At 70.1% G+C, this 23,768-nt stretch carries 23 protein-coding genes and 1 pseudogene; 10 read left to right on the top strand and 14 right to left on the bottom strand.

The genetic code is table 11. From position 1 onward, the window contains the following. Positions 1 to 104: 104 nt before the first annotated feature. The 10 genes from ACZ5Y9_RS03295 to ACZ5Y9_RS03250 all read right to left on the bottom strand — a co-directional run bounded on the left by ACZ5Y9_RS03295 (position 105) and on the right by ACZ5Y9_RS03250 (position 10,843). Entirely contained in the window at positions 105 to 1,064 is a 960-nt protein-coding gene (locus ACZ5Y9_RS03295; protein WP_464472277.1) for a siderophore-interacting protein, read from the bottom strand. Continuing rightward, positions 1,054 to 1,854 carry an ABC transporter ATP-binding protein gene (locus ACZ5Y9_RS03290; protein WP_247623728.1) on the bottom strand — a complete coding sequence of 267 codons (801 nt, stop codon included), beginning with the start codon at positions 1,852 to 1,854 and terminating at the stop codon, positions 1,054 to 1,056. Before ACZ5Y9_RS03290 ends, ACZ5Y9_RS03295 begins: the two co-directional genes overlap by 11 nt. Continuing rightward, positions 1,851 to 2,969 (bottom strand): FecCD family ABC transporter permease, encoded by a 1,119-nt coding sequence (locus ACZ5Y9_RS03285; RefSeq protein ID WP_247623729.1) that lies wholly within the window; start codon positions 2,967 to 2,969, stop codon positions 1,851 to 1,853. Before ACZ5Y9_RS03285 ends, ACZ5Y9_RS03290 begins: the two co-directional genes overlap by 4 nt. Further along, positions 2,966 to 4,009: a FecCD family ABC transporter permease gene (locus tag ACZ5Y9_RS03280; protein WP_464472276.1), complete on the bottom strand. Its 1,044-nt coding sequence runs from the start codon at positions 4,007 to 4,009 to the stop codon at positions 2,966 to 2,968. Before ACZ5Y9_RS03280 ends, ACZ5Y9_RS03285 begins: the two co-directional genes overlap by 4 nt. A 33-nt stretch (positions 4,010 to 4,042) precedes the next feature. After that, the gene (locus ACZ5Y9_RS03275; protein WP_247623731.1) at positions 4,043 to 5,071 is read right to left on the bottom strand and encodes an iron-siderophore ABC transporter substrate-binding protein; all 1,029 of its coding nucleotides are present in this window, start codon (positions 5,069 to 5,071) and stop codon (positions 4,043 to 4,045) included. Positions 5,072 to 5,338: 267 nt separating this feature from the next. Beyond that, on the bottom strand, positions 5,339 to 5,542 hold the full coding sequence (locus ACZ5Y9_RS03270; protein WP_247623732.1) for a cold-shock protein: 204 nt from the start codon (positions 5,540 to 5,542) through the stop codon (positions 5,339 to 5,341). Positions 5,543 to 5,776: 234 nt separating this feature from the next. Then, positions 5,777 to 8,683, bottom strand: a complete 2,907-nt coding sequence (locus tag ACZ5Y9_RS03265; RefSeq protein WP_464472275.1) for a helix-turn-helix transcriptional regulator — start codon at positions 8,681 to 8,683, stop codon at positions 5,777 to 5,779. An 89-nt stretch (positions 8,684 to 8,772) separates the two neighbouring features. After that, positions 8,773 to 9,051: a hypothetical protein gene (locus tag ACZ5Y9_RS03260; protein ID WP_464472274.1), complete on the bottom strand. Its 279-nt coding sequence runs from the start codon at positions 9,049 to 9,051 to the stop codon at positions 8,773 to 8,775. Between the two features lie 177 nt (positions 9,052 to 9,228). Then, positions 9,229 to 9,684, bottom strand: coding sequence for an SRPBCC family protein (locus tag ACZ5Y9_RS03255; RefSeq protein ID WP_247957477.1), 456 nt, complete (start codon positions 9,682 to 9,684; stop codon positions 9,229 to 9,231). 103 nt (positions 9,685 to 9,787) lie between these two features. Beyond that, complete coding sequence (locus ACZ5Y9_RS03250; protein ID WP_247957476.1) at positions 9,788 to 10,843, bottom strand: DUF998 domain-containing protein; 1,056 nt, start codon at positions 10,841 to 10,843, stop codon at positions 9,788 to 9,790. 111 nt (positions 10,844 to 10,954) lie between these two features. Between ACZ5Y9_RS03250 and ACZ5Y9_RS03245 the strand changes: the two genes are divergently transcribed. The 4 genes from ACZ5Y9_RS03245 to ACZ5Y9_RS03230 are packed head-to-tail and all read left to right on the top strand — an operon-like array spanning position 10,955 to position 16,010. Next, a complete protein-coding gene (locus tag ACZ5Y9_RS03245; protein WP_440748114.1) occupies positions 10,955 to 11,992 on the top strand; it encodes an FUSC family protein in 1,038 nt (345 codons plus the stop codon). Positions 11,993 to 12,047: 55 nt separating this feature from the next. Further along, positions 12,048 to 12,713, top strand: a complete 666-nt coding sequence (locus tag ACZ5Y9_RS03240) for a DNA alkylation repair protein (RefSeq protein WP_464472273.1) — start codon at positions 12,048 to 12,050, stop codon at positions 12,711 to 12,713. Positions 12,714 to 12,754: 41 nt separating this feature from the next. After that, a complete protein-coding gene (gene deoD / locus ACZ5Y9_RS03235; RefSeq protein ID WP_247957472.1) occupies positions 12,755 to 13,468 on the top strand; it encodes a purine-nucleoside phosphorylase in 714 nt (237 codons plus the stop codon). 40 nt (positions 13,469 to 13,508) lie between these two features. Further along, positions 13,509 to 16,010: a DEAD/DEAH box helicase gene (locus ACZ5Y9_RS03230; RefSeq protein WP_464472272.1), complete on the top strand. Its 2,502-nt coding sequence runs from the start codon at positions 13,509 to 13,511 to the stop codon at positions 16,008 to 16,010. An 18-nt stretch (positions 16,011 to 16,028) separates the two neighbouring features. Here ACZ5Y9_RS03230 and ACZ5Y9_RS03225 read toward each other — a convergent pair whose 3' ends face one another. The 3 genes from ACZ5Y9_RS03225 to ACZ5Y9_RS03215 are packed head-to-tail and all read right to left on the bottom strand — an operon-like array spanning position 16,029 to position 18,786. Then, positions 16,029 to 16,988: a D-alanine--D-alanine ligase gene (locus tag ACZ5Y9_RS03225; RefSeq protein WP_464472271.1), complete on the bottom strand. Its 960-nt coding sequence runs from the start codon at positions 16,986 to 16,988 to the stop codon at positions 16,029 to 16,031. Then, a complete protein-coding gene (gene alr, locus ACZ5Y9_RS03220; protein WP_464472270.1) occupies positions 16,985 to 18,103 on the bottom strand; it encodes an alanine racemase in 1,119 nt (372 codons plus the stop codon). Before alr ends, ACZ5Y9_RS03225 begins: the two co-directional genes overlap by 4 nt. Then, a complete protein-coding gene (locus ACZ5Y9_RS03215; protein ID WP_464472269.1) occupies positions 18,100 to 18,786 on the bottom strand; it encodes a M15 family metallopeptidase in 687 nt (228 codons plus the stop codon). Before ACZ5Y9_RS03215 ends, alr begins: the two co-directional genes overlap by 4 nt. An 87-nt stretch (positions 18,787 to 18,873) precedes the next feature. Between ACZ5Y9_RS03215 and ACZ5Y9_RS03210 the strand changes: the two genes are divergently transcribed. The 5 genes and pseudogenes from ACZ5Y9_RS03210 to ACZ5Y9_RS03190 all read left to right on the top strand — a co-directional run bounded on the left by ACZ5Y9_RS03210 (position 18,874) and on the right by ACZ5Y9_RS03190 (position 22,361). Then, positions 18,874 to 19,611, top strand: a complete 738-nt coding sequence (locus ACZ5Y9_RS03210; protein ID WP_464472268.1) for a response regulator transcription factor — start codon at positions 18,874 to 18,876, stop codon at positions 19,609 to 19,611. Then, a pseudogene (locus ACZ5Y9_RS03205) lies at positions 19,532 to 20,146 on the top strand (HAMP domain-containing protein); the annotation flags it as partial. The gene ACZ5Y9_RS03210 and the pseudogene ACZ5Y9_RS03205, both read left to right, overlap by 80 nt. Before the next feature lie 242 nt (positions 20,147 to 20,388). Beyond that, positions 20,389 to 20,688, top strand: a complete 300-nt coding sequence (locus tag ACZ5Y9_RS03200; protein WP_464472267.1) for a sensor histidine kinase — start codon at positions 20,389 to 20,391, stop codon at positions 20,686 to 20,688. Positions 20,689 to 20,988: 300 nt separating this feature from the next. Beyond that, entirely contained in the window at positions 20,989 to 21,516 is a 528-nt protein-coding gene (locus ACZ5Y9_RS03195; RefSeq protein WP_464472266.1) for a hypothetical protein, read from the top strand. Beyond that, positions 21,516 to 22,361, top strand: coding sequence for a hypothetical protein (locus ACZ5Y9_RS03190; protein WP_464472265.1), 846 nt, complete (start codon positions 21,516 to 21,518; stop codon positions 22,359 to 22,361). The genes ACZ5Y9_RS03195 and ACZ5Y9_RS03190 overlap by 1 nt, the downstream gene beginning before the upstream one ends. 248 nt (positions 22,362 to 22,609) lie before the next feature. Here the strand turns inward: ACZ5Y9_RS03190 and ACZ5Y9_RS03185 are convergent, their stop codons facing one another. Next, complete coding sequence (locus ACZ5Y9_RS03185; RefSeq protein WP_247623748.1) at positions 22,610 to 23,263, bottom strand: FMN-dependent NADH-azoreductase; 654 nt, start codon at positions 23,261 to 23,263, stop codon at positions 22,610 to 22,612. A 77-nt stretch (positions 23,264 to 23,340) separates the two neighbouring features. Between ACZ5Y9_RS03185 and ACZ5Y9_RS03180 the strand changes: the two genes are divergently transcribed. Continuing rightward, on the top strand, positions 23,341 to 23,673 hold the full coding sequence (locus ACZ5Y9_RS03180; RefSeq protein ID WP_464472264.1) for a winged helix-turn-helix transcriptional regulator: 333 nt from the start codon (positions 23,341 to 23,343) through the stop codon (positions 23,671 to 23,673). The last annotated feature ends 95 nt before the right edge of the window (positions 23,674 to 23,768 follow it).

The following is a 23,768-nucleotide window of genomic DNA, read 5'->3' as shown; positions in this document are numbered from 1 at the left end:
CTGCATCGATCGGTGCGAAACGTCGGTTCTGAGCCGCCATACCCGACATTTCGCACCGGTCAGTGCGCTAGGCGGGGCGGCCTCGCGAACTCAGCCTCGCGAACTCAGCCGCGCATGGCGACGCCGCGGCGCCAGTAGCCCATGAACGCCACCTGGCCGCGGTCGATGCCGAGGTCCTTCACGAGGTGACGGCGGAGGGTCGTGACCACACCGCTCTCGCCGGCGATCCAGAAGTACCGATCGCCGGGGGCGTCGGATGCCGCGATCTCTTCGCCGAGCCCCGAGTACGCCGGCGTCTCCCACAGCAGGTCGTCGCTCTCGATGTCCTTCACCGCGATCTCGTCCGAGGCATCCGCGTCTCCGAGGTGCGCGAGCACCGCTGGAATGACCCGGAGCCCGTGGGCCTGGTCGGCGTCGCGCGCCAACCAGTGCACCTCGACCCCGGCGGGAGCGTCGATCGCGAGCTCGTCTGCCGCCGACGGCACCTCGATGAACGCCGTGCCGCGCAGGTCGCGCGGGGCGTCTTCGAGGATGCGCGCGATCGCGGGGGCCGCGGTCTCGTCACCCACCAGCACGACCGAGGGCGCATCGCCGGGCCGGTACTCGGTGCCGCCGCCCGCGACCACGCCGCGACGCGGTCCGATGATGATGAGCTCCTGCCCGGACTCGGCCGCGCTCGCCCAGCGCGACGCGGGACCGGTGAGCCCGGGCGCGAGGTGCAGCACGAAGTCGATGTCGACCTCGGTGTCGCCCGAGGCCGGATCGACCCGCAGGTCGCGGATCGAGTACGTGCGCATGGTGCCGCGCTCGTCTTCGGGCACGGCCAGGAACGACGCCCACCAGTCGGGGGTGTCGCGCTCCAGCGGGGGCAGGATGCCGGATGCCGGCGGGAAGATCAGCTTGATGCGGGCGTCGAACACTTCGCCCGGCGTGCCGAACTCGTCGAGGTCCGCGCCGCCGAAGGTCACCCGCACGAAGTTGGGCGAGACGCGTTCGACCCGGCGCACCTCGGCACGGGCGAGGATGTACGCCGGCTTCTCGGTGGTGGTGGTCTCAGCGGACATGGTGCCTCCCGATGGGTGTGACCATCGGCTTGCCGGAGACCGGGTCGATGGTGATCTGATTGGCGAGGCCGAAGACCTCTTCGACGAGCTCGGCGGTGACGACCTCGGCCGGGGCGCCGATCGCGTGCACGCGCCCCTCCTTCATCGCCACGAGCTCGTCGGCGTAGCGAGCGGCGAGGTTCAGGTCGTGCAGCACCATCACGATCGTGGTGCCGCGGGCGACGCTGAGGTCGGTGAGCAGGTCGAGCACCTCGACCTGGTGGGCGACGTCGAGGAACGTGGTGGGCTCGTCGAGCAGCAGGATGTCGGTCTCCTGCGCGAGTGCCATCGCGATCCACACGCGCTGGCGCTGTCCGCCCGACAGTTCGTCGACGCTGCGGTCGGCGAGCTCGGTCACCCCGGTGGCGTCGAGCGCATCGGCGACGACTTCGTAGTCGTGGGCGCTCCAGCGGGCGAGCGTCTTCTGATGCGGATGCCGCCCGCGCCCGACGAGGTCGGCGACGGCGATCCCCTCGGGGGCGACCGGCGACTGCGGCAGCAGACCCAGGATGCGGGCGACCTCTTTGGTCGGTCGCGCGTGCACGGACTTTCCGTCGAGCACGATCTGGCCGGCGGCCGGCGAGAGCAGGCGCGCCAGCGAGCGCAGGAGCGTCGACTTGCCGCATCCGTTCGCTCCGACGATCGTCGTGATCTTGCCGGGCGCGACCGTGAGGTCGAGGCCGTCGATGATGGTGCGGTCGCCGTAGGAGAGGGTGACCCCTTCGGCCGACAGGCTGTGCGAGACGGTCACAGCGATCCTCCCGAGCGGTTGGTGCGGATGAGCAGGTAGATCAGATACGGAGCGCCGAGCACGCCGGTGACGACGCCGACCGGGTAACGGGTGCCGAGCAGGAACTGGGCGATCAGGTCGCTGCCGAGCACGAGCACGGCGCCGACGAAGGCGCTGGGCAGCAGCAGGTTCGCGCCGGGGCCGGTGATGCGTGCAGCGATCGGACCCGCCATGAACGCGACGAAGGCGATCGGCCCCGTCGCGGCGGTCGCGAAGGCGAGCAGGGTGACGGCTCCGAGGATGAACAGCAGGCGGGTGACGTTCACGCGGATGCCGAGGCCGGATGCCGAGTCGTCGCCGAGCTGCAGGGCACCCAGCGCCCGCCCCTGCGACAGCATCAGCGGGACGATCACGGCTGCGGCGATCGCCATCGGCAGCACCCGCTCCCACGAGGCGTTGTTGAGGCTGCCGGTGAGCCACTGCATCGCGGTCTGGATGTCCCAGTTCGCGGCGCGCGACAGCATGTACGAGATGAGGCTCTGCAGCATGGCGGCGACGCCGATGCCGATCAGGATGAGCCGGGTGCCCGCGAAGCCGCCCTTGATCGAGAGCAGGTAGATCACGAGCGCGGTGAGCACGGCTCCCGCCAGCGCGAAGACCGAGACGACGGGCCCGTTGAGCGACAGCACGATGATGCCGAACACGGCCGCCGCGCCCGCCCCCGCCGAGATGCCGATGATGTCGGGCGAGGCGAGCGGGTTGCGCAGCAGGGTCTGGAAGCTCACACCTGCGATGCCGAATCCGAAACCGGTGAGGATCGCGAGCACCGCGCGCGGCAGACGCAGGTCGCCGACCGTGAACGAGGCCCCGGGCACGGTCTCGCCGAGGATCACGCGGATGACCTCGTCAGGCGTGTAGAACGTGTTGCCGACCATGAGCGCGACGGCGAACAGCGCGAAGACGAGGATGCCGAGCACGATCGTCGCGCTGGCGTGGCGGCGGTGGCGCGCACGGCGCCCGGCGACGATGGCGGCGACGCGGGCGGATGCCGTCTGCTCCGGGCGGTCGAGCGTGTGTTCGGGGGCACCGGCGGGGCCGGTGCTTCCCGAGGAGTTCGTGCGGTCGGTCGTGGTCACAGCTCACGCACCTTCTGACGGCGGACGATCCAGATGAAGAACGGGGCGCCGATGATCGCGGTGATGATGCCGACCTGGATCTCTTCGGACGTCGGCGAGATCACACGTCCGACGATGTCGCTCGCGGTCAGCAGCGCGGCGCCGGCGACCGCCGAGAACGGCAGCAGCCAGCGGTGGTCGGTGCCGATCAGCATGCGGCAGACGTGGGGGACGACGAGGCCGACGAATCCGATCGGTCCCGCGATGGCGGTGGCGGCACCGGCGAGGATGACCGCGCCCAGGGCCGACAGCATCCGGGTGCGGAAGACGTGCTCGCCCAGCCCCTTGGCCATGTCGTCGCCCAGCGCGAGCGAGTTCATGCCGCGCGAGCTGGCGAAGCAGATGAGGGCACCGACGAGGAGCACCGGGGCGGTGAGAGCGATGCGGGGCCACTCGGCGCCGCCGACGCCACCGACCTGCCACGACTGGAACGTCTGCAGCAGATCGACGCGGGGCAGCATGATGGCGCTGATGAGCGAGGCGAACGCGGCCGAGGTGGCGGCGCCCGCCAGGGCGAGTTTGAGGGGGGTCGCGCCGCCGCGACCGAGCGACCCGACCGTGTAGACGAAGGTCGCCGCGGCGGCGGCACCGACGATCGCGAAGGCCATCTGCCCGTAAGGGTTGGCCAGTCCGAAGAAGGCGATGCCGATCACGACGGCGAGCGATGCGCCGTTCGAGACGCCCAGGATGCCGGGGTCGGCGATCGGGTTGCGGGTGACGGCCTGCATCGTGGCACCCGAGAGAGCGAGCGCGGCGCCGACGAGCAGAGCGAGCACCGTGCGCGGGATGCGCTTGACGATCGCGGCCTGCTCGATCGTGTCGCTGTGGCCGCTGAACGCCGCGACGATGTCGTCGAACGACACGGCGCGCACGCCGAACGACACCGACAGGATGCTGAGGACCAGCAGGAGTGCGACTCCGGCGAGAAGCCAGAGCGTGCGCACCAGCACCGGGCGCCGCAGGTCTGCGGCGCCCGGTGCGATGGTGGTGGTGGCGGTCACTGAGGTGTCACTCCGCGCGAGCGGACTGATCGATTACTGAGCGAGCGGCGCGGCCAGCAGGGCGAGGTAGTCGCTGAGACCCCACGGGATCGACAGCGGCGACGGGTTGGCGGATGCCGCGATCGGGGTGGCATCAGGGAGGATCGCGATGCGTCCCTCGGCGATGGCCGGGATCTTCGACAGCAGCGGGTCGGCCTGCAGGGTCGCGATGAGCGACTCGTCGCCGTAGGTGGCGATCACGTCGACGTCGTCGAACTTCGCGGCGTCCTCGGCGCTCACCGACAGGTAGAACTCCTTGCTGTCGGCGGACTCCTCGACGATCGAGGGGAACGGCAGACCGAGGTCGTCGTGCAGGTAGCCGGGGCGCGTGTCCACGGCCGTGTAGTAGCCGATCTGGCTCAGGTCGGTCGGGTCGAAGAAGGCGAAGAGCACCTTCTTGTCCTTGAGGACGCTGTTCTCCTCGAGCGCTGCATCGGCGTCGGCGTGGAGGTCGTCGATGAGGGCCTGACCCTCCTCCTCGAGGCCGAGGGCCTTCGAGTTCATCTCGATCATCTCGTCGACCGGGGTGCCCCAGGCGATCTCGGGGTAGGCGACGACCGGAGCGATCTTGGAGAGGGTGTCGTACTCCTCCTGCGTCAGGCCGGAGTACGAGGCGAGGATGACATCGGGGTTCGTGTCGGCGACGGCCTCGTAGTCGATGCCGTCGGCCTCGTCGAAGAGCACCGGCTCTTCGCCGCCGAGCTCGTCGAGCTTCTCCTCGACCCAGGGCAGGATGCCGTTGTCGTCGTCGTCGCCCCAGCTGGCCTTGCTGAAACCGACCGGCACGATGCCGAGCGCCAGCGGCACCTCGTGGTTCGCCCAGGCGACCGTCGCCACGCGCTCGGGCTTGGACTCGATCGTGGTCTCGCCGTAGACGTGCTCGATCGTCACGGGGAAGGCGTCGTCGGAGGCCGGGTTGGCGCCGGCATCCGAACCGCTCTCGGAGGCGGACGTCGCGCAGGCCGTGAGGCTCAGCGCGAGTGCCGCGGCGGCACCGACGGCGAGGAGACGAGAAGTGCGCACAGCAGATCCCTTCGGGTTGAGGAGGGGTGAGGCGCAGAGTCGCGCCGGTTTGGTAAGGCTGACCTAATGTAACCCGAAGTAAGGCGAACCTCAATTCGGGTGGCCGCATCGTTACCCGTATTCCAGTGGTCCCCGAGCCGGTTCCTGAGCGAGCGGAGCCGGATCCGGTTCCTGAGCGAGCGGAGGGAGACGAAGGGACTCACCCCGGAAACGAAGAAGCCGGCCGGCTCCCGAAGGAGCCGACCGGCCTCATACGATCACGAGGGATCAGAGGGGGCGAATGTTCGCAGCCTGCATGCCCTTGGGGCCGCGCTCAGCGTCGAATTCGACCTTCTGGTTCTCGCGCAGCTCCTTGAAGCCGCTTCCGGTGATCGCCGAGTAGTGGGCGAACAGGTCGTCGGTGCCGTCATCGGGAGCGATGAAGCCGAAGCCCTTTTCCGCGTTGAACCATTTCACAGTGCCAGTGGCCATGTGTTTTCTTCTTTCTTTTTTGATGTGGCCGCTGTTGTACACGGCCGCAGCACCGCACCGGAGCATCCGATGGGTACAGGGTGACGCTCTCCGGCGAGGAGGCGTGAGATGAAGGTTTTTCGGAATCCGTGCCGAACCGATCGGCGCAGAAGTCGGATCCGTGTAGAGGGCCGCACACGTCTCGTGGAGATTCGCGGGCCGGTGATGAACGATCCCCCGGAAGGAGGAGCAAGGTCACCGTATCACGCCCGGTCGGGAGTTCACCTGGGCGGGCAGGCGCGCACCCGCCGCGATGGCCGCCTCGGTGCGGGTGCTGACGCCGAGCTTGCGCAGCACGGCCGAGACGTGCACGCTCACCGTCTTGACGCTGATGAAGAGCTGCTCGCCGATCTGGCGGTTGCTCAGCCCCTCGGCCAGGAGGTCGAGCACCTGCCGTTCGCGGGCGGTGAGCGCGTCGGGATCGGGAGCGGATGCCGTCACCGCGCTGTCACCGCGCACCGGATCGAGCGAGAGCCCGGCCGCGTGCGCGAAGGTCGTGACCGTGGTCGTGAGGCGGGCGTGGCCGAGCGTCCGCGCGATCGTCGCGGCTTCGGCCAGCAGCATCCCCGCCGCCGTTCGATCGCCCGTGCGCAGCAGCAGTCGCGCTCGCTCGAGACGAGTGATGACGCGGAACACGACGGGCACGTCGTCTCCCTCGGCCACGTCGATCGCTCGCTGCAACGCGGGGTCGGACGGCGACAGCAGAGCTTCGACGATCGGCGACCACGAGTCGGCGAGCAGCTGAGCGGGCTGCGCCGCCCAGGCATCCGCCACCCGTTCCGACACCGCAGCGGTGTCGTCGCCCTCGGCGCGCAGCTCGGCGATGATCGCCGCCGCCTGCAGCAGCAGTCGCCTCTGGTGCAAAAGTACCGGGCCGTCGTCGTCGAGCATCACGACGATCTCGGCGAGCGCACCGCGCAGGTCTCCGGCGCTCTCGGCCACGGCGACGGTCATCGTGATGAGGTCGTACCAGATCTGCCGCTCGGTCTGCCCGGTCTCGACGAAGGCCGGGCGCCACTCGCGCAGCATGTCGGCGGCCTCGGTCGACCGCCCGCGCCAGGCGAGTGCGCGCACCCGCGTCATGCTCGAGTACATGCGGAAGACCCGTAGCGCTCCCTGCCGGTGATCGCGCGACATCATCTCGTCGACCCGCTCGATCTCGCCGCGTTCGAACAGCGCGACCGACATGTTCTGCATCATGATCGAGCCCGAGCTGCGTCCGACACCGAGTGATCGCGCGAGGGCGAGGCCTTCTTCGGCGATGAGCACCGCCTCGCCGTAGCGACCGAGCAGGGTGAGGGCATCGGAGTAGTTGACGCGGTAGCGCAGGTCGGCGTTGGAGCTGCGGGCGAGGTCACGCGCGCGGTCGAACTCCAGGATGCCGCCCGTGATGTCGCCCAGGTGTGCGAGTGAGACGCCGTGCACGTTCGCCGCGATCGACATCTGATCGCGGTCGCCCGCACGGCTCGCGATCTGCTCGGCCTCGTCGGCGACGCGGAGCGCATCATGCAGTCGCCCGGCGACCATGTAACGGCTGGCGAGCTGATTGAGAACGGTGGCGTGCAGCGCATCGTCGCCGACCCGCGCCGCGAGGTCGAGTGCCTGCTCGGTGAGCGGGATCGCGCCGGGGCGGCCGAGGTTGGCGAGGTACTGGGCCTTGTCGCGCAGCAGACGGGCATGGAGCCTCGGCGCGACGGTCTCGGGGTCGATCTCGTCGAGTGCGGCGCTGATCACGGCGAGTGCGCGTTCGCCGTCACCGGCGTTGCGGAGCACCGATCCGAGCGTCTGCAACAGGTCGACGTGCGAGAGCCCGGCGACGGTCGCGGCGTCGGGCACGCTCGGCCAGATCTCGAGCGCGAGCTCGCCGAAGCGCGCGGCGGCCGCGAACGCGAAGCGCCCCTTCGCATCGCGCATCGCGTCGATCGAGGCGAGGAGCGCGCGCGGTTCGTCCTGCGCGAGATGCCAGTGATGTGCGAGCGAGGCGGTGTCGACGCCGTCGGTTCCGTCGCGCCGCGCCTCGAGCGCCTCGGCGTAGGCGCGGTGCAGCCGAGACCGCTCACCGGGCAGGAGGTCGTCGTGCACGGCCTCGCGCAGCAGCGCATGCCGGAACCGGTAGAGGTCGGAATCGATCACCAGGATGCCGCCGCGCGCCGCCTCGCGGATCGCCTCGTCGAGCCGATCCTCGGGCAGCCCCGCCAGCGTCGACAGCAGCGGGTGCGAGAGGGGGCGCTCGGCTCCCGAGGCGACCTGCACCACCCGCTGCGCGTCGTCGCCGAGGCGATCGAAGCGGGTGAGGAGCACGTCGCGCAGACCGTCGGGCAGCGGACCCGTCGTGCAGTCGGCGATCTCCTCGACGAAGAACGGCACTCCCTCGGCGCGCTCCTGCATGCGGGCGAGAGCGCCGTCGGAGACCGAGCGGCCGGTGAGCTGCTCGGCCAGGGCGCGCACGGCGTCGCCGTCGAGCCGCGGCAGAGTCACCCGTTCGATCAGGCGGGACCGCGTCGCCTCGACGATGAACCGGCTCACGGCATCGCCCCGGCGCACGTCGTCGCTGCGGCAGCTGAGCAGCAGGAGCACCCGCCCCCGCGCGAGGGTGCGCAGCAGGAAGGAGAGGAGCGCGAGCGTCGACTCGTCGGCCCAGTGCAGGTCTTCGATCACGAGCACCTGCGGGGCCGCCTCGGCCGCGGTCTCGATGAGCGTGGCGATCGCGTCGCGCAGGCGGTCGGGGCTCGTGCGCGCCCGGTCGGCGGGCTCGTCGACGAGTTCGGGCAGCAGCATGCCGAGGGCCTCGGCACCGACGCCGACGGCCTCGCGCACGCGTTCGGCGCCCAGGTGCCCCACGATCGAGCGCAGGATCGCCGTGAGGGGCCCGTAGGCGGTGCGGGCCGCGCCGAGATCGAGGCACCAGCCCACGTGCACGTCGGCGCGCGTCGAGACCTCGGTCGCGAACTCGCGCAGCAGCCGCGACTTGCCGATACCGGCTTCGCCGTCGACCAGCACACCGACCGGGACGCCCTCGGCCGCACCCTCGAAGAGCCGGCGCACGAGGCCGATCTCGGCTTCGCGCCCGACCATCGCGGAACTCGGCGCGAAGGAGGACATGCCTTCATCGTGCCACTCCCCTCCGACATCCGCCGGGCTCGCCCGATCGCCGACGCCGGGCCGGTCTCGGCGCAGTGCGACGACCGGATTCACCGGGCCGCGACCGGCTCGCGCGGCACACCGGTGGCGCGGCTGCGTGCGAGCGCGGCATCCGTCGTCGAGCCCTGCGGGGCGGGCGCCCGACGCCGACCACGCACGACAGGAAGTGCGCTCGCCCGACGCCCCAGCATCCGCCCGATCACGCCCACCGGGCGCGGCACGATCTGCTCGGCGTGCTCGCGGATCGACCGGCGCCGTTCGATCGCCCGCTCCCGCTGCTGCTGCTCGAATGCGGTGACCACCTGGTGCGAATAGGTCTGCTCGTACATGACGCCTCCTCGTTGTCGATATCCCTAGACAACGCTCTGAGGCCCCCTCACGACATCGGACGGATTCCCTATCTTCGGCCGACCCACCCCCTTATGCGCGAGCCACCCCCTCCTGCACGGGGCAGAAGGGGGTGGCTGGGCTGCAGAGGGGTGGCTCGGCGATCGAGCCCGCGTACGTCAGGCGTCGACGTCGCCCCGCCACTCGCCGGTCTCGGCGCCGCGCGTCTCGATGAACTCCTTGAAGTTCTCGAGGTCCTTCTTCACGGCGTGCGATCCGGCTCCCACGAGAGAGCCGACCTTCTCGACGAAGCCCTCGGGCTCCCAGTCGATCTGAACGGTGACCCGTGTCTTGATGTCGGAGAGCTTGTGGAACGTCACGACACCCGCGTGCTCGGTGTCGCCGCCGATGCTGTTCCACGCGACGCGCTCGTCGGGGTGCTGCTCGGTGATCTCGGCGTCGAACTCGCGCTCGACACCGCCGACCTTGACCTTCCAGCGGTTGTGGGTGTCGTCGATCTGGGTGATCGACTCGACCTCCGACAGGAACTGCGGGAAGCTCTCGAACTGCGTCCACTGGTTGTAGGCGGTGGTGACGGGGACGTCCACGTCGATGGTCTCGATGATCTGCGCCATGGTGATTCCTCCTTGTAAGTCGGAGTCCTATTCAGCACGGCATCGCCGATCGCGACGACGGGGTTGACAGCACCCGTTCGAAGGCGGATGCTCGGCGCCCGGGTCAGGCGTGCAGCAGGTGCGCGCGCGCCGACGGACGCGGCACGTCGGGCGAGAGGATCGCGAGCACGCGCACGAGGGTCGTCATCCAGAGCAGCCCGAGACCGACCGCCATCGCCTCGAGCGCGGTCATCGTGATGAGACCGAAGACCGCGAACAGCACGAACGCGACCGTGACCAGCGCCCCCACCCCGATCGTGGTGATGCTCAGTGCGCGCGGTGCCCCGGGCACGACGATCGCCGTCACGGTCATCGACGCAGCGAAGAACAGGAGCGTGATGGGCGCCACGATGTTGTGCGCCTCGGGGAAGCGGTGCAGCGGCAGCAGGCCCACCCCGGCGAGCGCGAACCCGGTGACGATCCACAGTCCCGAGGTGACCGCGATGCGCCCGAGCGCCGGGTCTCCGAGGATGCGGTGCAGGTCGCGGCCGATGTACGCGCCGACCGTGCCGACCAGCGCACCGGCGACGACCAGGGTGCCGTTGAACGCCCAGGCGTCGTCGCCCATGCCGAGCTGCGAGAAGTTGATCTCCCACCACCGGGGGTCGGCGGCGGTCACCATCGCGAAGAGGGTGCCGATCACCAGATAGCCGAACAGGATGCTCGACAGGTCGGCCGTGCGCAGCCCGATGCCCGCGGCGAAGGCGAAGCGTCCGCCCACGGCCGCGGCGAACCCGGTGACGAGGGCGCCGCCGACGAGCGTCAGCTCGAGGCCCTGCAGCCCGATCGCCAGCACCTGGGTGCCGAGGAGCACGCCCATGCCCGCGACACCGGCGAAGGCGACGGTGAGGGCGATCGCCGAAATATCGGTGATGATGCGCTGCCAGCGCGGCATCGGCGCGGTCTCGTTCCGGCGATGCCGGAGAGTGCTCACGACGAAGGCGCCGCCGGCGATGACACCGGCGGCGGAGGCGGCGGGAAGCGCCAGGGAGCCGGAGCCGATGAGCATCCGAGGCTCGGGGCCCAGCAGCAGGAAGCCGGCGGAGGTGCCGAGCACGAAGCAGACGACCGTGGCCCAGACCGCGACGGTCTCGCCGCGCAGCCGTTGTCCCTGGTCCATGGGTACATCGAACCACTAACTGGTTACGCCGGTATATCAGCAATTGGTCGAAGCATCCACCCGTTCCCGCGCACACCCCGAGAAGCGGCACTCCGGGACTACCGTGGGGACATGCGCATTCCCGCCGCGATCCGCGCCAGCCAGCGATCCCCGCTGCTGCAGGTCGTGAAATCCGCAGCGGCGACCATCGCCGCCTGGCTCATCGCCGGATGGGTCTTCCCCTCGCAGTTGCCCGTGTTCGCCGCGATCGCCGCCCTCCTCGTCGTGCAGCCGAGCGTCAACCAGTCGCTCTCGAAGGCCCTCGAGCGCAGCATCGGCGTGATCGCGGGCGTCGTCATCGCGATGGGCCTGGGGCTGCTCCTCGGGTCCCCGAGCTGGATCGTGCTGCTCGCGATCGTCGTCGCGATGCTCGTGGCCTGGATCTTCCGCGCCTCCCCCGGCACCGGCAACCAGGTCGCGATCTCGGCCATGCTCGTGCTCGCCCTCGGCTCGTCGAGCCCCGAGTACGCGTTCGCCCGCATCATCGAGACGCTCATCGGCGTCGCGATCGGCATCGTCGTGAACGCCCTGATCGTGCCGCCCGTGCTCGTGGCCCCCGCGCGTCACCACCTCGGCCTGCTCGGTGCCGAGCTCGCGGCGAGCCTCGACCGGCTGGCCGACGCTCTCCCGAACCCGCAACCTCCGGCACGGATGCAGGAGCTGATGCTCGAGGCCCGCCTGCTGCGCCCGATGAAGGATGCCGCGGATGCCGCGATCGCCGCGGGCGAGGAATCGCTCACCCTCAACCCGCGCAGATCCACGCACCGCGCGGATCTGCGGGAGATGCGCGCGCTGCTCGAACGGCTGTCGCCGATCGTCACGCAGGTGATCGGGATGACCCGCGCCTACGCCGACCACTACGACGACTCGATCGGCGAGGAACCCGCGGTGATCGCCATCGCCGAGCAACTTCGACGAGCCGGGCACGACGTGCGCCTCGCCGTGCAGATCGCCGATGTCGCCCCCGAACCCGAGACGCTGACCTCCGCCATCCCGGCCCTCACCGCGCCGCTCGTGATCCGGCCGCCGTCGAGCCAGCACTGGATCCTCATCGGATCGCTCATGGAGGATCTCCGCCGTATCCGCGGCGAGCTCGTCGACGACGAGTGATCCGGCGGCGGCATCCGGACGTCGGTATGTCGGCCTCGCGGCCTACTCTGGTCCCATGAGCGACGTCACCCTCGACCGGGCGCTCGCCGAACTCGCCGCCCTCGAGGACCCGAAGATGCGCGCGGCCAACGAGAAGCGCGGCGACGACCATGGCATGAACCTGAGCCGCCTGCGCGCGCTGGCGAAGACCATCAAGATCGACCACCCGCTCGCGCACGAGCTGTGGGCGACGGGCGAGACGCCCGCCCGCCTGCTCGCCCTCCTCGTCTGCCGCCCGAAGAACTTCAGCGCCGATGAACTCGACGCCATGCTGCGCGAGACCGATCCGCCGAAGGTGAACGACTGGTTCGTGAACTACGTCGCCAAGAAGAGCCCGCTCGCCGAGGAGATGCGCCTGCGCTGGTTCGACGACGCCGATCCGACGGTCGCTGCGGCGGCCTGGTCGCTCACCTCGGTGCGGGTCGTCAAGGACCCCGCCGGCCTCGACCTCGACCGTCTGCTCGACCTGATCGAGGCGCAGATGAAGGATGCCCCGGCACGGCCGCAATGGTCGATGAACGAGACGCTCGCGCAGATCGGCATCCATCATCCGGATCTGCGCGAGCGCGCCCTCGCGATCGGCGACCGCCTGCAGGTGCTCGCCGACTACCCGACAGCACCCGGCTGCACCTCTCCGTTCGCCCCGATCTGGATCGGCGAGATGGTGCGGCGGGCCGGCTGATCCGATGCCGCGCTCCTGCACGCTCTGATTACGCTGGAGGAATGAGCACCCACATCGCGGCGGAGCCCGGTCAGATCGCCCCCATCGTCCTCTTCCCCGGCGACCCGCTGCGGGCCAAGTGGATCGCCGAGACCTTCCTGGATGACGCCGAGCTCTACTCCGAGACCCGCGGGATGCTCGGTTTCACCGGTACCTGGCAGGGTCACCGCGTCTCGGTGCAGGGTTCGGGCATGGGTCAGCCCTCGATGGCGATCTACGCGAACGAGCTGTTCGACTCGTACGACGTGCAGACGATCGTGCGCGTGGGCTCGTGCGGTGCGCTGACCGAGAAGCTCAAGGTGCGCGACATCATCATCGCGAACGCCGCGAGCACCGACTCGGGCATCAACCGGGTGCGCTTCCACGGACTCGACTACGCCCCCGTCGCCGACTTCGCCCTGCTGCGCGCAGCGGTCGAGGCGAGCGAGAGCGAAGAACTCGATTCGGCCGTGCACGTGGGTCAGCTGTTCTCGAGCGACCAGTTCTACAGCACGCGTCCCGAACTCACGGAGCCCTTCGTGAAGCACGGCATCCTCGGCGTCGAGATGGAGGCCGCGGGCCTCTACACGCTCGCCGCCTTCCACGGCCGCCGCGCGCTCGCGATCTGCACGGTCTCCGACCACATCGTCACGGGCGAGGAGACCACGGCGCAGGAGCGCGAGCAGACCTTCGGCGACATGATCCGCATCGCGCTGCGCGCCGCGACCTCGGTCTGAGGCATCGACCGCCCGCGCCGGATGGGATGATCGAAGCACCATGGCATCCCTCCTCGACCCGGCCACCCTTCCCGACGGATCCGATGCGGATGCCGTCTACACGGCGTTCGTCGAATGGGCCGAGTCGACCGGCCTGACCCTCTACCCCGCGCAGGACGAGGCGATCATCGAGATCGTGTCGGGCAACAACCTGATCCTGTCGACCCCGACCGGCACCGGGAAGTCGCTCGTCGCGATCGGCGCGCACTTCGCCGCCCTGCTCGACGGACGCCGCAGTTACTACACCGCACCGATCAAAGCCCTGGTGAGCGAGAAGTTCTTCGCACTGGTCGAGGTGTTCGGCGCCGAGAACGTCGGCATGGTCACGGGTGATTCCTCGGTGAACGCGGATGCTCCGATCATCTGCTGCACCGCCGAGATCCTCGCGAACCTGTCGCTGCGGCAGGGGACGGATGCCGAGGTCGGCCAGGTCGTGATGGACGAGTTCCACTTCTACGGCGACCCCGACCGCGGATGGGCCTGGCAGGTGCCGCTGCTCGAGCTGCCGCAGGCGCAGTTCATCCTGATGTCGGCCACGCTCGGTGACGTGACCGCGCTCGCGTCCGACCTGACCCGCCGCACGGGCCGCGACACGGCGACGGTGACGGGTGTCGAGCGCCCGGTGCCCCTGCACTTCTTCTACGAGCAGACCCCGATCCACGAGACGATCGAGGAACTGCTGAACACCAACCAGGCACCGGTGTACATCGTGCACTTCTCGCAAGCCGCGGCGATGGAGCGGGCACAGGCGCTGTCGAGCACGAAGGTCGCCACCCGCGAGCAGCGCGACGCGATCGCGGATCTGATCGGTGCGTTCCGCTTCACGACGGCGTTCGGCAAGACGCTCTCGCGCTTCCTGCGGGCGGGGATCGGCGTTCACCACGCGGGGATGCTGCCCAAGTACCGTCGTCTCGTCGAGCAGCTCGCGCAGCGCGGTCTGCTGCGCGTGATCTGCGGAACCGACACGCTCGGCGTCGGGATCAACGTGCCGATCCGCACGGTGCTGCTCACCGCGCTGACCAAGTTCGACGGCACGAGGATGCGGCAGCTCAACGCCCGCGAGTTCCATCAGATCGCCGGCCGCGCGGGTCGTGCGGGCTACGACACCGCGGGCACCGTGGTCGCGCAGGCGCCGGAGCACGAGAGCGAGAACCTCGCCGCCATCCGCAAGGCGGGTGACGACCCGAAGAAGAAGCGCAAGATCATCCGCAAGAAGGCGCCCGACGGCTTCGTGTCGTGGGGCGAGCCCTCGTTCCGCAAGCTCATCGATGCGACACCCGAGACGCTCACCTCGCACATGCAGATCACCAGCGCGATGATGCTGAACGTCATCGGCCGCGGGGGCGACGTGTTCGGCAATATGCGCGCGCTGGTATACGACAATCACGAGCCGCGCGCCCGCCAGCGCGAACTCGCCCTGCGGGCGATCGGCATCTACCGCACCCTGCTCGAATCGGGAGTGGTGGAGCAGACGGATGCCGGGGAGATCCGGCTCACGGTCGATCTGCAGCCGAACTTCGCCCTCAACCAGCCGCTGTCTCCGTTCGCCCTCGCGGCGTTCGAGCTCTTGGGCGACGAGTCCCCCAGCTACGCCCTCGACATGATCTCGATCGTCGAGTCCACGCTCGACGATCCGCGCGCCGTGCTGAGCCAGCAGGAGTTCCAGGCTCGCGGCGAGGCGGTCGCGGCGATGAAGTCCGAGGGCGTCGAGTACGACGAGCGCATGGAGCTGCTCGAGCAGGTCGCCTACCCGAAGCCGCTCGACGAGCTGCTGACCGCCGCGTTCGAGACCTTCAGCGCCGCGCAGCCGTGGATCCGCGACTTCGAACTGCACCCCAAGTCGGTCGTGCGCGACATGTACGAGCGCGCCATGTCGTTCGGGGAATATGTCGCCTTCTACAAGATCGCCCGCTCGGAGGGCGTGGTGCTGCGCTACCTGTCGGATGCCTATCGCGCGGCATCCCAGACCATCCCCGAAGAGCTCAAGACCGAAGACCTCCGCGACCTGATCGAGTGGCTGGGCGAACTCGTGCGCCAGGTCGACTCGAGCCTGCTCGACGAGTGGGAAGAGCTGCGCGCCGGCATCGACAACGGACGCGTCGATTCCCCCGACGAGATCGTGCCGCCCGCACCGAAGCGCCTCACGAGCAACGTGCGCGCGTTCCGCACCCTCGTGCGCAACGAGCTGTTCCGCCGGGTGCAGCTCGCCGCGCGTGAAGACGTCGACGCCCTCGCCGAACTCGATCCCGCCTTCGGAGCGGATGCCTGGAACGACGCCCTCGACGGCTACTTCGCCGAGCACGACCAGATCCTCACCGGGGCGGATGCCCGCAGTTCCGCGCTGCTCATCCTGACCCCCGGCGAGACGACGTGGACGGCGCGCCAGATCTTCGATGATCCGGCCGGCGACCACGACTGGGGCATCTCGGCGACGGTCGACCTCGCGGCATCCGATGAGGCCGGGGAAGCGGTCGTGACGGTCACGGCGGTCGACCGGCTCTAGTCGGTCACGGGGAGCGAGTCAGCGTGGCACCCGAGCCCCCTTCACGAGCCGCGCCACCAGGTCGGGATACGCCACCCCGGCGGCGGCGAACATGCGCGGCGCCTGCGAGGCGGCGGTGAGCCCGGGCATGGTGTTGACCTCGTTGAGCACCGGCCCGTCGTCGGTGAGGAAGAAGTCCATGCGGGCCAGGCCCCCGCATCCGAGGGCGTCGAACATCGCCAGCGCGGCTCGCTTGAGGCCCGCCGACTCGTCGGACGCGAGCTGCGCCGGCACCGTGAAGCGCGCGGTTCCGTCGTACTTCGTCGCCGTGTCGAACAGCCCCTCGGCATGGATCTCGAGCGGCGGTGCCGCCCAACGGATGCCGCCCGCCTCGCACAGCACGGCGACGTCGATCTCGCGTCCGCGGACGACCTCCTCCACGAGGATGCGCCGGTCGAGTCGCGCCGCCGCGCGCAGCGCGGGAAGCAGTTCGGCCTCCTCGCGCACGAGCGCGACCCCGTGACTCGATCCGGCCGAGACCGGCTTGACGACGACGGCACCCTCGAACTCCACGTCACCGATGTCCTCGGCCGAGATCACGCGTCCCCGCGCCGTCCGGATGCCGACGGCATCCGCCACCAGCTTCGTCACCCACTTGTCCATCCCGAGCGCGCCGGCGCCTACCCCCGAGCCGACCACGCGTACTCCGGCGAGCGCGCAGAGCGCCGCGAGTGCGCCGTCCTCGCCCGGCGCTCCGTGCACCGCAGGGAACACGACGTCGGCCTGCGCGATCAGCGGCATCGCGAGAGCCAGCGACTCCGCCGCCGACGCTCCCGCCCGGATGCCGTCGGCCCGCCAGATCCCCTCCCGGTCGATCGTGACGCAGGTCACCATGTGGTCCCCCATCCGCAGGGCCGCCGCGACCGCGGCCGCCGAGGCGAGCGACACGTTGTGCTCGGCGTTCTGCCCTCCCCCGACCACCAGCACGTGCACGGTCATGCGATGCTCCTCTGCACGCGGGGGCCGATGCCCGTGAGGATGGTGTGCGGGATCGTTCCGGCCCAGCGCGCCCAGTCCTGCAGCGACGGCACCGCACCGCCCTCCGGCCCGAGCAGCACCGCCTCCGCACCGCGCGGAACCGCGGTATCTCCCGTGTCGACGACGATCTGATCCATCGACACCCGTCCGACGATCGGATGCCGCGCACCGTCGATCGCGACACCCGCCGCCGGCGACAGCTCGCGGGGCACCCCGTCGGCGTATCCGACGCCGATCACGCTCAGGTGCGTCGCGCGCTCCGCGACGTGGTCTCCGCCGTAGCCGACCGCGGTTCCGGCCGGCACGTGCGCGCTGTGCACGACGGATGCCGTCCACCGTGCGGCCCCGGCGAGCGCTGTGGTCTCGGAGGGATCGATCCCCACGAGGCCGGCTCCGATCCGCACGAGGTCGAAGTGGGTGGCGGGGTCGGTGAGCGCCCCGGCGGTCGCGGCGAGGTGCACGGTCAGCGGCCCGAAGCCGGCGCGCAGCACGGCATCCCTCCCCTGACGCAACCGCCGCACCGCCGCCGCGTTCGCGCACGGGTCGCCGGCGTCGGCCCGCGGCAGGTGGCCCATCACACCTACGACCTCGATCCGTCCGCGCGCCGACCGTGCGACCCGCAGCAGTTCGGCCCAGTCCTCGACCGGGCATCCGCCGCGAGCCATCCCGGCGTCGAGGTGCAGGTGCACACGCACGGGAGCGGCGGCATCCGCGGCCAGCTGTCGCAGCTCCTCGACCGATCCCACCGCGATGTCGACGCGATGTTCGTGCGCGAGCCGCGCATCGACGCCCGAGGGATTCAGCCACGCGAGGATCGGCTGCGTGAGCCCGGCCTCACGCAGCTCGACGGCGTCGGCGGCATCCGTCACTCCCAGCCAGGTCGCCCCGGCCGTGACCGCGGCGCGCGCGACCGGCACGGCCCCGAGGCCGTAGCCGTCGGCCTTGACGACCGCCATGACGGCGGCGCGCGTCGAGGCGCGCACCCGCGCGATGTTCGCGGCGACGGCCGTCGGCAGGGTGGTGAGCGTCGGTGCGTGCAGCAGCGAGAGCGCGACCCCCTCGATGACGGCGCTCATCGCTGCATCCGCGGGTCTTCGGTCGGGTCGGCGTACATCTCGGGGCAGCCCTCAGTCACGGCATCCGGCCGGAGTTCGTAGTGCCACGACTCGTTCGCGTAGATCTGGCAGAGCCCATAACCGGCGCCGTGCTGGGCGAGCCAGTCGAGGGTCGGAAGACCGCCGAGGTCGACAGCCTCGCCCGACACGTGCAGCGAGGTCTCGGGCGTCGCGACCCACCGCGCCGCCTCCTCGGCCGATCCGTAGCTGATCACGGCCTGGTCGAGCATGTGCTGCTGCAGGGCCGCCGAGCGCCAGCCGCTGTTGACGAGGAAGGGGACGTCGGCGTCGGATGCCGCGCGCTGCAGCGCGTCGAGCAGCGCCGGGTCGAGGTTGCCGACGGCCACGCGGTCGGTGTCGAAGACCGTCGGCTGGTCGCCGTCACGGATCACACCGTCGGCGTCGCTCGGGGCGAGCACCGATCCTCCCGGTGGGATCGAGGCGGCACCCGCCGAGGTCTCGGCGGCGCTGTCGTCGGTGGAGGCGTCGGGTCCGGGGCCGGCGGTGAAGCTGTGCGAGAGCACGGCATCCGCTGCGGCGAGCGACTGCTGCACGGCGAAGGCGGCGATGACGGCGACGATCAGTGCGATCGCCGACCAGACGATCCGCCGCGCACGGCGGGTGGTGGAGGTGGTGCTGTTCATACCCCCAGTGCAGTCGCCGGGCTGTTGCCGGGGCGTATGCGGTTCTGCATATGCTCCCGATATGCGCGGGTGCGTAGGATCGCAGCCATGCGTGTGCTGATCGTCGAGGACGAGCCCTACCTCGCCGAGGCCGTCCGCGACGGGCTGCGGCTCGAGGCGATCGCCGCCGACATCGCGGGCGACGGGCACGTCGCGTTGGAGCTGCTCGACATCAACTCCTACGACATCGCGGTGCTCGACCGCGACATCCCCGGCCCGTCGGGCGACGACATCGCCCGCGCGATCGTCGCGTCGGGCAGCGGCATCCCGATCATCATGCTCACCGCCGCCGACCGCCTCGACGACAAGGCCTCGGGGTTCGAGCTCGGCGCCGACGACTACCTCACCAAGCCCTTCGAACTGCGCGAACTCGTGCTGCGCCTGCGTGCGCTGGGGCGGCGCCGCGAGCGCGCCCGGCCGCCGGTGCTCGAGGTCGCGGGGCTGCGGCTCGACCCGTTCCGCCGCGAGGTCTTCCGCGACGAGCGGTACGTCGCCCTCACCCGCAAGCAGTTCGCGGTGCTCGAGGTGCTCGTCGACGCGGCGGGCGGGGTCGTGAGCGCCGAGGAGTTGCTGGAGCGCGCCTGGGACGAGAACGCCGACCCCTTCACCAACGCCGTGCGCATCACCGTGTCATCGCTGCGCAAGCGGCTCGGGGAACCCTGGGTGATCGTGACGGTGCCGGGCGTCGGGTATCGGATCGCGACGGATGCCGGGGGTGCGGTGTCGGATGCTGGGGGTGCGGCGGCGGATGCCGGGGCGGATGCCAGGGCGGATGCCGATGCTTAGACATCGCGGGATGAGCGCACGTCTGCGACTCGCCATCAGCTACGCCGGTGTCGTCGCGCTGGCGGGTTTCGTGCTGCTGGCGGTCGTGTGGTTGTGGCTACTGCGGTACGTGCCGGATCAGAACATCGATGCGGGATTCTTCGTGCCGAATCGCTCCGACCTGATCCGCGCGTTCACCCCGTTCGCGACCTGGGCGATGATCGGATTGATCGCCGTCGGGCTCGCCGGCGGATGGTTGCTGGCCGGACGGATGCTCGCGCCACTGTCGCGCATCGGCGCCGCCGCTCAGCTCGCCGCCCAGGGGTCGCTGTCGCATCGGGTGCGGTTGGAGGGTCCGGCCGATGAGTTCCGCGACCTGGCCGACGTGTTCGACGCGATGCTCGAACGGATCGAGGCCCATGTCGAGGAGGAGCGCCGATTCGCCGCGAACGCCTCGCACGAACTGCGCACCCCTCTGGCGATCTCGCAGACACTGCTCGAAGTCGCCCGCACCGATCCCGATCGCGACGTCGACGCCCTGATCTCGCGGCTGGACGAGGTCAACGTCCGGGCGATCGAACTGACCGAGGCGCTGCTGCTGCTGAGTCGTGCCGACCGGCGGTCGTTCACGCATGAGCCCCTCGATCTGTCGCTCGTGTCGGAAGAGGCGGTCGAGGCCCTGCTGCCGTTGGCCGACCGCCGCGGGGTCACGGTCGAGGTCGGTGGGGTTCCCGCGGTCGTCTCGGGGTCGGCGGCGCTGCTGCAACAACTGGTGACGAACTCGTGCACAACGCGATCATGCACAACCTCGACTTCGACGGACGCGTCGCCGTGCGCACCCACGACCTCCCCGAGGGGCTCGCGGTCGTGGTCGAGAACACCGGGGCGATCGTTTCGGCCGATCGCGCGGAGGTGCTCGTCGAACCGTTCCAGCGGGGTGCCGAGCGCGCCCGCGGCGACGACCACGTCGGAGTCGGTCTCGGCCTCGCGATCGCCGAGCGGATCGCCCAGGCCCACGACGGGAGTCTCGTGCTCACCCCGCGCCCCGACGGCGGCCTCATCGTGACGGTGTGGCTGCCCCGGCCCGCCGGTCCCTGAGCGAGCGGGCCCGACATCTGCAGGGACCTGCATCCGTCGTCGTTCCCTGCAAACGGATGCCGCCGGTCGGGTTCCTGAGCGACCGCAGCGTGACGAAGGGCCCGCCCACCGGAATTGGGTCCCTGAGCCCGTCGAAGGGTCCCACCCCCACTCGGTCCCTGAGCGAGCGCAGCGAGACGAAGGGCCCACCCCACCAGAACTGGGTCCCTGAGCCCGTCGAAGGGTCCCACCCCGCGATGCGCGACGGCGGCCTGTGGATAACTCCCGCGGGTGCGCTCAGATTCGGGCTACTTTGTGGCGGTGATGTCGACTCGATACCCCGCTGCCACCCTCGCACTCGCCGTCGTCGCCGCCGCCCTCAGCGGCTGCGCACCCGCCCCGGAACCCACGCCCACTCCGACGCCGGCGTTCGCCAGCGAAGAGGAGGCGTTCGCCGCGGCGGAGGAGGTGTACCGGGCGTACAACGAGGCCGGGAACGCGCGGATTGCGGGAGGGTCGGATCCGGATCCGCAGGACTTCCTCATTGGAGAGGCGCTGGAGGCTGATATCGACGGGATTCGGTTCCTGCAGGAGGAGGGGCTGCGTCTCGTGGGAGTTAATAGCCTCACGTCATTCACAGGAGTCGACGCTTCGGGTCTTGACAGCGAGCCCACCATCAGCGCACGCATTTGCCTGGACGGGAGCGGCCTCCATGTGCGTGACGCGAACAACGCGGACGTGACTCCGCAGGATCGTGAAGAAGTCGTCGCTCAGCTCGTTACCTTCGTGCGGGTCGGCGATCAGCTCAAGATCACGACCGAGTCCGCTGCGTCGGCGGAAGAGTGCTGATGAAGATGAAACGGCTCGGTGCCGTGCTCGCGCTTGTATTCATGCTTTCTCTCCACCCTGCTCCTGCGGTCGCAGCGACGCAGGATTGCGCGCCAGCGATCAAGACCGTGGGCCTCTGCGGCTCGACGGACGGCACGTCCGTGACGGTCACCGGAACCCAGCCGAGCCCGCAGTACCCCGGCTCGTCGTCGAATCCGGGCTCGAACTCCGGCTACTCGAACCCGGGAACGTCCGCGCCCCGCTACTCGCGCCCGCAGCAGAACTACGACACGGACGACTGTCGCGGTGTCTCCGACCTCCGATGCGTGCGCGGCGCAGAACCCGGTCTGACGCCTGAGGCCCCGGCATCCGCCCCCGCCGCCCCGACGATCTCAATCACCGACCTCGTCACCCTCACCCCGGCGACCGCGACCCCGACCGCCGATCCCTCCAACGTCGGCATCGCCGGACTCCCCACGAACTTCGTCACGACCGCATCCGTGCACACCCGCACCGGCACCCTCTTCGGCGCACCCCTCACCGCCCGCTTCACCCCGGTCGGCTACGACTTCACCTACGGCGACGGCACCACCGCCCACACCACCACTCCCGGCGCCACCTGGGACGCCCTCGGCCAGCCCCAGTTCACCCCCACCGCCACGAGCCACACCTACACCGACCGCGGCACCTACGACACCACCGTCACCATCCACTACACCGCCGAGATCGACCTCGGCACCGGGTGGATCCCCCTCACCGGCACCCTCACCATCCCCGGACCCACCCAGCAGATCCGGATCTACGAAGCCCACACCGCCCTCGTCGCCCACACCTGCACCGAACAACCCACCGCCCCCGGCTGCTGAACACGCACCTGCAGGTGCGATGCACCCGTGCAGGGAGAATCCCCCCGGTCCTCCCTGCACGTGTGCATCCTCCCTGCACGTGCACAACACGGCGGGCCCTTCGACGAGCTCAGGGCGCCAGGTACCGCGCCTCCCGCCGTCTCATCTGCACGGATCGATCACACGTGCACGACGAAACCACCGGATGCTCCGTGCAGACGTGACATCTCCGTGCAGACGAGCGCGCGGCCGCCCCGCCCCACCTCAGTTCAGGCGACGTTGCCGCGCAGTGCCGCGATCTCGCGCCCGTAGGTGCGGGCATCCGTCTCGGCGTTCTCCTTGAGTTCGCGCGCGGTGTCGGCGAAAGCGTCGAGCGCGGGATTCACACCGACGAGCGTGAACGGACGCTCCACGACGCGCAGGTCGAGGCCCCACACGTCTTCGAGCACGCGACGCAGCCAGCCGGTCGAGTGGTCCCAGCCCTCTTTGGGGGTGCCGGGCGCGTAGTTGCCGCCGAGCACGGTGACGAGGGTGGCGGGCTTGCCTCGCAGCGCGGTGCCGGTCGGGTCGATGCGCGGGTCGGTGTAGGCCACGTCGAACCAGGTCTTGAAGTGCTGCGAGACGCCGTAGTTGTACAGCGGCACCGCGAAGAGCAGCGCGTCGGCGCCGATCAGCTCGTCGGCGAACGAGGTCGCGAGGGCGCGGGCCTCGACCTGTCCGGGGGTGCGCTGGGCCTCGTCGACGAAGCCGCCGGTGACGGCATCCGCCCACGCGGTCGCGGGCACGGGGTCGGCGGCGAGGTCGCGCCGGGTGACGCGGGAGTCGGGGTGAGACGCGGTCCACTCGGCTTCGACGAGGTCGGCGAGCGACCGGCTGGCGGACGACGCGGGAAGGATGCTCGCATCGAGGCGGAACAGGGACATGGATGACACCTCTCGTTTTCGTAGTCGCTCGGTTTTTCTTAGCGACATCGGTTAACGTAGCACGCTAGAATGAGGGCATGGCCGAGATCGAGCACGATCTGCACCGGTGCGACGCCGCCGTCACACTCGCCTTCAGCGTGCTCGGAAAGCGCTGGAACGGCATGATCGTGTCGTCGCTCGGCGGCGGCCCCTCCACGTTCGTCTCCCTGCGCCGCGCGGTCGCGGGCATCAGCGACACCGTGCTCTCCGACCGCCTCGCCGAACTCGCCGATGCGGGTCTCGTCGCACGCACGGTCGACGCCGGCCCGCCGGTCACCGTCTCCTACGCACTCACACCCGGCGGTGAGGGACTGCTGCCGATCCTCGACGACCTCGGCACCTGGGCATCCGCCAACCTCGTACGCCGCTGACGACGGCATCCGCCCGTCCAGGGGCATCCGCTGCGCCAGAGTGCCCGCACTGCTCGGCGACGGATCTCCGCAGTCGGCGCGCGACTCAGATGGGT

The sequence above is a fragment of the Microbacterium sp. T3-8 genome, from assembly GCF_055398145.1.
This window is presented reverse-complemented; position numbering and strand designations above follow the sequence as displayed.